The organism is Paenibacillus tyrphae, assembly GCF_027925525.1.
Classification (GTDB): domain Bacteria; phylum Bacillota; class Bacilli; order Paenibacillales; family NBRC-103111; genus Paenibacillus_G; species Paenibacillus_G tyrfis_B.
The window spans coordinates 316,626-324,116 of the sequence record NZ_BSDJ01000005.1 but is presented as its reverse complement, the minus strand read 5'-3'; the positions used below and the strand labels follow the sequence as shown (position 1 = coordinate 324,116).

The following is a 7,491-nucleotide window of genomic DNA, read 5'->3' as shown; positions in this document are numbered from 1 at the left end:
AGCCATGATGGCGACCGGCTGATCCGGCCGCACTCCTTCGGTACGCAGCGTCCGCGCAAGCCGGTTCGCCTTCTCGTTCAGCTCGCGATAAGTCAACTTCTCGTCCTCGAACACAACCGCCACCTGCTCCGGCGCACGCTCCGCCTGCTCTTCGAACAACCCGTGGATCGTCTTCTCCCGCGGATAGGCCGCCCAAGTGTCGTTGAATGCGGTCAATATCGTATTTTTTTCTTCCTCGCTAATTAGAGATACTTCGGCTATTTTTTCAAACGGACAACGAATCATATGCTCCGCGATCGTCAGCAATTGCTCCAACATTCGCTGCACTTCATGTTCTTCAAAAAGATGCGTGCGATAATGCACATCGAGCACGATATGCTGCTCATTCAACATTTCTTTGATATGGAGTACGAAGTCATTGCCTTCATGTCCGGAAAACTCAATTTTGCTTTGCGCGCTTATCTGATCGTATTCGAGAAAACGCATGGGCTGGTACTCCACTGCAATACCGAACAAACGCTGAATGTCTTTGTTGTTATGCTTCCCCCGCAGATCCTGAATCAATTGGTTGTACGGATACTTTTGATGGCGCAGGATGGCGCTCTGTTCCTTGGCTACCCTTTGTAGAAATGAAAGCAGGTCCTGCTCGGGGTCCACAAAAATTTTCGTCGCTACGGTGCTCGCAAACATCCCGATCGTATCTTTTTCTTTCTTCGTTGTTCGGTTTGCATAGATGGTTCCAATCGCGATGTCGTTCCGGTTCGTTACTTTATGCATGTAAATGTAGACAGCTGACATAAAGAAAGTGAGTACACTTATTTTGTTTTGTTGAGAAAATGCGGTTAGCCTACGATAAAGATCATCGTTAATGATCAAGCTCTTTCTTTCGGCAGCTGTGCTTGTCACTAAGGGGTTGTAGGACTTAAGACTCACAACCTCGGATAGCGATTGGAACTTGTCCATCCAATACGCTTTATCTTTTTGGAAGCGCTCGGATTCCTCATATTGCCGTTCCGCGTTTATGTAATCGATGTAAGAGTTTTTTTCCTCCCCTGCAGATAAAGCTCCTTTTTTCAAGGCTACATAATTTTCCGCAATTTGGTTGGCGAGGAGATTCATAGATATGCCGTCGGATACAATATGATGCATTTTTAAATTGTACCAATATTGCTCATCGTTCAATTTGAAAATAACAAAATGATATAAATCCGAATGAAGCAGCTCCATTGGCGTTCGATTATGACGGTCCAGCCATTCCTCTGCACGCGATGCATGATTGTCTTCGGAGAAATCCAAAAACTCGATTTCCTTATACGCATAGGGCTCGATATATTGCATCGGTTCGCCATTTTCCTGCGTTAATTTGATTCGAAAAGCTTCGTTCTGCTGAATAACCGAATCGATGGACTGCCGTAAAACATTAAGATCTAGCTTCCCTCGGATGACAACCGTTCCGGAAAGAACGCATGTCGTCGTGTTCGGATACAGCAATTCCGTATACCATATTCTTTGCTGCGCATGAGTTAAATGAAAGAGTTTAATCGCATTCGTACTCAAGTTCCGTCGCTCCTTTGAATGTATTGGTTTACCGGTTCCATATTCAACCTTTTGTCAATTAGAACATCCCCGAAAGAATAGCCTCCTTTCCGATTTAAGCTCTGACAGATCAAGTGAATCAACAAAGTCTGGTCTTACTTATAATTTTTTCCTTTATACCATATAATAATTTACTTTTTATATTTTAGTATATAAGTCTTTATATGTAAATTTTTGTTCGTTAAACAAAATTCTAGGCCCTAACCAGCCCTCCGGACACGAGCCGCTCATCCGTATCACCTTTTCTCTTGTCAAAAGAAAAAGCATCCCCAACCGCGATCGTGGTTAGAAATGCTCCTCAACTTACCCCCTCCCCTAGCGCGGACGGAGGACAAGCGTCGCTTTCGTATGGGCCGCCACATCCGCTTCATCGAAATACATCGTTTTGTAGCGCCCGGTGAGCCACATGGAGGTTTGATCCGAATAATGCGAGCTGCCGAGCTGACCGGAGGCCCCCATGATCATGATCTCCTCCGACGCTTTTAAATTGGAGAGGTCGGCCGTAAAGCGCCATGGGGCCCCGACAACCACCTCGTAGGGCCACTCTTTGCGTGAGTAGGAGGCATCGCCGACGGTAACGTTGCTCCCGCCGTACGGATGCGGTCCGTCATTAAACATCAGATTGAGCGGTTTCATCGCACCAAGCGGATGCTCGAACGTCAGCGTATGAATTGCTCCCCACACCCACTTTTCCTGCTTGCCGCCAAGCTGTTGCTCCAAGAGGCGCAGTGCCTCCTTGAAGCCGTCAAGCAGCGCCTGCTCGATCGTGCCGTCTGTACCTGCCAGCCATTTGTTGTTTTTGCCCGCGAACAGCTCGGTTATCGCTTTGCCGCTCAATCCGGTAGACAGAAAATCGTCATAAAGATCGGGGCCAAGTTGAGGCTCTAGCAGCTTCAGCATCGTCTTATTCAGCGTGATGTGGAATATGGACGGCCCGACCAGATCGGGGGCGTCAACCGGGTCCCGCATCCATTGCTCCAGCGTACGGAGCGCCTGCTGCTGGGATGCGTTCCAGGAGCCCCGCTTCAAAATGGGCAGCCAGATATCGCGATACTGGGCCGCCTGCAGGTTTTGCCAGTCCCCCTGGATACGCTGCATGTCTTGCAGCGTCAATCGCGCTTTCTCCCGCAGCATCTGATGAATCCGGTCAGCGCGGTACGATTCCGACCAGTTGTTTGTAATAAAGTACGGGTACTTGTCATCGACGATACGGTTGTTGGCGGTGGCAATATAGCCTTCGGAAGGGTTCCAGGCGTGCGGCAGCTCCTCCCATGGTATATACGACTTCCACTCGTACTCATCGGTCCAGCCTGGCACCGGCTGCATGCCGTCCCCCTTCGCACGGATCGGAATCCGACCGTTCGCCCGCCAGCCAATGTTCCCCTGATCGTCCGCATACACAATGTTCTGGGCAGGCGCAGCAAAAAGACGCATCGCTTGTTCAAACTCGTCGTGGTTCTTGGCTCTGTTCATCGTCAGCCAAGCGGTGATCTCGTTGCCGGGTCCGCTATCATAGGCGGTCCATCGGAGAGCCAGAGGCTGGCTTAACTGTTCCGACAAACCGATTTCCTTGACGATGTCCGTAATGATGGGCCCGTGCCGGGTGATGACCGTTTCTCCCCGAACGGGTTCTGCCCTTCCCTTCACGCGGAACGTTTCTTCAATCACGATGGCGTCTTCGTATTGGCCCTCATACTCGAACTGGTGCGGATTATTGGGATTCGGCTTCTCCATATACAGGTCCTGCACGTCGGGGTTCAAGTTGGTAAAGCCCCAGGCGATATGTTCGTTATGCCCGGCTACGACACCCGGCAGCCCCGGGAAAACTACACCGGTTACGCTATACTGCCCGGAGACGGTCAGGTGATTTTGGTAAAAAATCGAGGGCGCACCCAGCTGCAGATGCATATCGTTCGCAAGCAGCGGCTTGCCGGTTACGCTCTTGCTTCCAGCGACTACCCAGTTGTTGCTGCCGAGCCCTTCGCCGGGAATGCCGTATCGGCGCGATGCATCAATCAGGCCGACAAGCTTCCGCGCGTCCCCGTCTTTGAGGGAAACGGCCCCCCCTTCAACCGGTCTGATCTCCGGGATGAGCGATTGCGTCTTGTCGAAACCGAGCTTCTTCAAGGACAAGCTTACGAACAGCTCCGTGACGGCGTTATCGCCCAGATACCATGCCATGTTCTTGCCGATGGCGATCGAATCGCCGATCTGCCATGGCTCGAAAGCAGCGCCGGTCAGCGTATACTCGATCGGCAGCGAGCCCGTTTCCTTAAAGGCGTTGACGCCGTCTGCATAGGCCTGCAGCGCTTCCTTGGTCCGTTCGTCCAGCCTGGGAAGCAGTTCGTCTGCCATTCGCCTGAACCCGATCGTACGGTTAAACCGGTCCTGCGGCAGCACGGCTTCGCCGATCACTTCGGCCAGCCTTCCGCTGACGGAACGACGCGCCAGCTCCATCTGCCAAAGGCGGTCCTGAGCATGGACATACCCTTGCGCAAACATTAAATCACGCTCGTTCGAAGCGTAAATGTGCGGAATCCCATAATCGTCCCGCATGACGGATACCGGCTTGGATACGCCCAGAATCAGTTCGCCGTCGGTCTTCGCCAGCGCATTGCGGACAAACCAATAGCTGCCTCCGCTTGCGGCGACCCCTAACGCCAAAACACCGGATAAAGAGAACAGCAGTATTTTTTTGGCTTTGGACAAGGTAACCTCCCCCTTTAATGAATGAATGATCAGTCCTCCAAATCGTCGATACATTTCTATATATTCCCATATGAATTTTATTTTTCCTGTCCTTTGCATTTTTTTTGTTTTTCCTTGCTTGTCCAACGGCGGGCGCCTTCGTATCGAGCGAAGCACGCACGGCACAACGCAAAGACCCGGAACCTTCCGCACTGGCGGGAAAGGCCCGGGTCTTTTTGCCGTGATATCGAGGATGGCTGAAATCTATTGTTTCTTCGCTAGTCGAAAGAGCGCCGCGCAGGCCATGAGCCCTGCAGCTTGCGGATCTGCACGATCTGCCCAATATGATACGCGTCGTGTACGACCAGGCTCGTAACGGAAAGCGTTACCGTAGTTTTCGGAAGCGGCCGTTCCAAGTCGTCTTCACTTAACTCCGCAAGCGCAGCCCGAACGGCCTTATGTACATGCTCCAAACGGGCGGCCTCTTCTTCCCAGGTCGCTTCCCTTTCCCCGTACGCGGCAAACGTATCGTCGTTGGTCAGCCCGTCGGGATAGTGCGGATCTTCGCCCGACAGCCGTTTTAGCATACGCTCCTTATAGAACGTCAAATGCCGGACGGTTTCGCGGATCGTGTTGGCTGCGGCTCCTTCCGGCCGCCAGTCGGCTTCGGCCGCCGTTAGACCCTTCAACGCCTCGCGCAGCGGCGGAAACCAGTCTTCCTTATCGTAACAAATATCCCATTCGTGCAGGAGCAGCTCCTTCTTGTTCATACCGTCTTCTCCTCCCGTTTCACCATATTTGTAACCACTTATTTCAATTTTAATGGTTACATCCATAATATACCACAAGCAAAGCCGATTGTATAGAAGCTGGCGCAAGCCAATATTTCCTGCTACAATAAGGGACAAAAAAGCTGGGATCGCAATGATATGGGATGATTTTCTCAATAGCATGTGGCGGGATTGGCGCGGCAGCGGCAGAAACGAGGATCGGCTGGAGAGCCCTGAATGGATCGGGCAATGGCTGTCCGAGCACCGGCTTACCGTCCCTCACCTGCCTTCGCCTCAAGAGATGATTGAATTGAAAAGGCTCCGGGACCTGCTGCTTCGCATCGTTCAAGCCTTCACCGCAGGCTCGCGGCCCGATCCGGAAGATCTCGGGGAATTAAACCGGGTCATGGCCGACGGGCCGGTCGTTCGTCAGCTCGTCCAGACAGACGAGCGCTATCGGCTGGACTACGTGCCGACGTTGCTTAGCTGGACGCAGATTAGAGCCGAAATCGCCGCCTCGTTCGCACAGACTTTGGCCGACAAAGATCCTGCCCGGATGCGCATTTGCAGCAACCCCGATTGCTTGTGGGTATATTACGACGACACCCGCAACCGGTCCAAGCGGTACTGCGACGACAAACTATGCGGCAATCTTATGAAGGTGCGCCGTTTTCGCGCACGCAAAAAAGCCGGGGATTAAATGTCCGTTACGGACGCTTAATTCCCGGCTCCTTTTTATCTCTTTCCAATCCGTACTCATCGTATCACGCTTATCTTCTTACCTCGTCCACGTCGGCTTTCGCCGCTGCGGTCCGAGCTGCTCGAACGCATAGGCAAGCCGGATCAGCACGGGCTCGCTGTACGCCTGCCCCGTAAATGTAACTGCGTACGGCCGGCCGGCCGCGGTATAGCCGCCGGGAACGGCAATCGAGGGATAGCCTGCCATGGCGGCAATCCCGGCCCCGGATACCCCGGGGAACAGCAAAGCATCCAACCTGTGCCGGGCCATCGTCGCATCGATGCCTTCGGTGCGGGACAGCCGCATGTCCTTCAGCCTGTCCTCCACATATTCCGCTTCGGTGAGCGTTCCCGACGTCTCTTCGGCGCTCATCAGGGTGGTTTGGCCGTATTTTAGCGTCCTCTCAAAATGCTTCGCATTAAAGGTGATAACATCGCGCAGCGAATGGACCGGCAGATGCGGCGCAAGCTTGCTTAAGTAGGCGTTCACGTCAGCCTTGAATTCATATCGGAACACGCTGGAGTGGAATGAAGCGAGCTCCTGCGCCGAAGGAATATCCGCCGGATCGACAACCTCCGCTCCGGCAAGCCGCAGAGCGGCGACATGAGCGTCGAACGCCCGGCGTTCCTCCTCGCCCAGCTTGTCATGGTAAACCGCCCTTGGAATGCCGATCCGTGCCCCTTGTAATCCGTCCTTGTCCAGGAACTCTCTGTAATCGGCAGGCACCCGGCCCAGCGACGCGCCCGTGATCGGATCGGCGGAGTCCTTCCCGGCCATCGCCCCGAGAAGCAGCGCTGCATCAGCCACCGTTCGGGCGAGCGGTCCCGCCGTATCTTGACTGTGGGCCAGCGGAATAATTCCGCTGCGGCTGATTAACCCGACCGTCGGCTTGATGCCGACGACCGAGCTGCTCGCCGCCGGACTCAGAATCGAGCCGGACGTTTCCGTCCCTACGGCCAGCGTACACAAGTTTGCCGCCACAGCCACGCCAGACCCGGTGCTGGAACCGCCTGCCGCAAGCTTGGAACCGTACGCGTTCAACACTTGGCCGCCGCGGGAGCTGTAGCCTCCCGGCATCCCTTGTGTCATGAAGTTCGCCCATTCCGTCATATTGGCTTTTCCCAGAATGACGGCACCGGCCTCCCGCAGCCGCTTGACCAGGAAAGCGTCGCTTGACGCGTAATGTCCCTCCAGCGCAAGGGAGCCTGCGCTCGTATGCATTTTATCGGCCGTATCGATATTGTCCTTCAACAGCACCGGGATACCGTGCAAGGGTCCTCTCGGGCCTTGCGCCCGCCGTTCGGCATCCAGCGCTTCGGCGATCGCAAGCGCATCCGGATTAAGCTCCAGCACCGCATTCAGCGCCGGGCCCTGCTTGTCGTATGCCGCAATCCGCGCCATATAGGCCCGGACCAGCTCCGCCGCGGTTCGCTCCCCGGATTCCATCGCCTGCTGCAAATCGCCGACCGTCGCTTCCTCGATCCATTCCTCGACAAGATAAACTTGCTTTGCCATCGCACATGCCCCCTCTTCAGCCTCTTCATGGTAAAGGTATCCTTTCCAAGTTCGAGAGAGCCGTGCCGAATTCCTTTTTTAACTTGTTTTTCCACCCTTCATCCGAACGTCAAGAAACCTTACTCCATCAAGGAATAAGGCTCATGGTTACTGCGGCCGGTACGCCGTCCCAGGCCCAGACGC

Annotated in this window: 5 protein-coding genes; 1 reads left to right on the top strand and 4 read right to left on the bottom strand. The window is 54.1% G+C overall.

Translation table 11 applies throughout. The features are described from left to right. From QMG93_RS08710 to QMG93_RS08700, 3 genes are all read right to left on the bottom strand, one after another. Positions 1–1,557, bottom strand: a 1,557-nt coding sequence (locus QMG93_RS08710; protein WP_281935450.1) for a condensation domain-containing protein, incomplete at its 3' end; no start/stop codon positions are given. A 354-nt stretch (positions 1,558–1,911) separates the two neighbouring features. Then, positions 1,912–4,305: a penicillin acylase family protein gene (locus tag QMG93_RS08705; protein WP_281935448.1), complete on the bottom strand. Its 2,394-nt coding sequence runs from the start codon at positions 4,303–4,305 to the stop codon at positions 1,912–1,914. A gap of 257 nt (positions 4,306–4,562) precedes the next feature. Further along, positions 4,563–5,054 carry a DinB family protein gene (locus QMG93_RS08700; protein WP_281935446.1) on the bottom strand — a complete coding sequence of 164 codons (492 nt, stop codon included), beginning with the start codon at positions 5,052–5,054 and terminating at the stop codon, positions 4,563–4,565. Between the two features lie 154 nt (positions 5,055–5,208). Between QMG93_RS08700 and QMG93_RS08695 the strand changes: the two genes are divergently transcribed. Further along, a complete protein-coding gene (locus tag QMG93_RS08695; RefSeq protein WP_281935443.1) occupies positions 5,209–5,754 on the top strand; it encodes a CGNR zinc finger domain-containing protein in 546 nt (181 codons plus the stop codon). Between the two features lie 78 nt (positions 5,755–5,832). On the opposite strand, the gene QMG93_RS08690 is transcribed toward QMG93_RS08695, so the two are convergent. Beyond that, on the bottom strand, positions 5,833–7,308 hold the full coding sequence (locus tag QMG93_RS08690; protein ID WP_281935441.1) for an amidase: 1,476 nt from the start codon (positions 7,306–7,308) through the stop codon (positions 5,833–5,835). Positions 7,309–7,491: the final 183 nt, after the last annotated feature.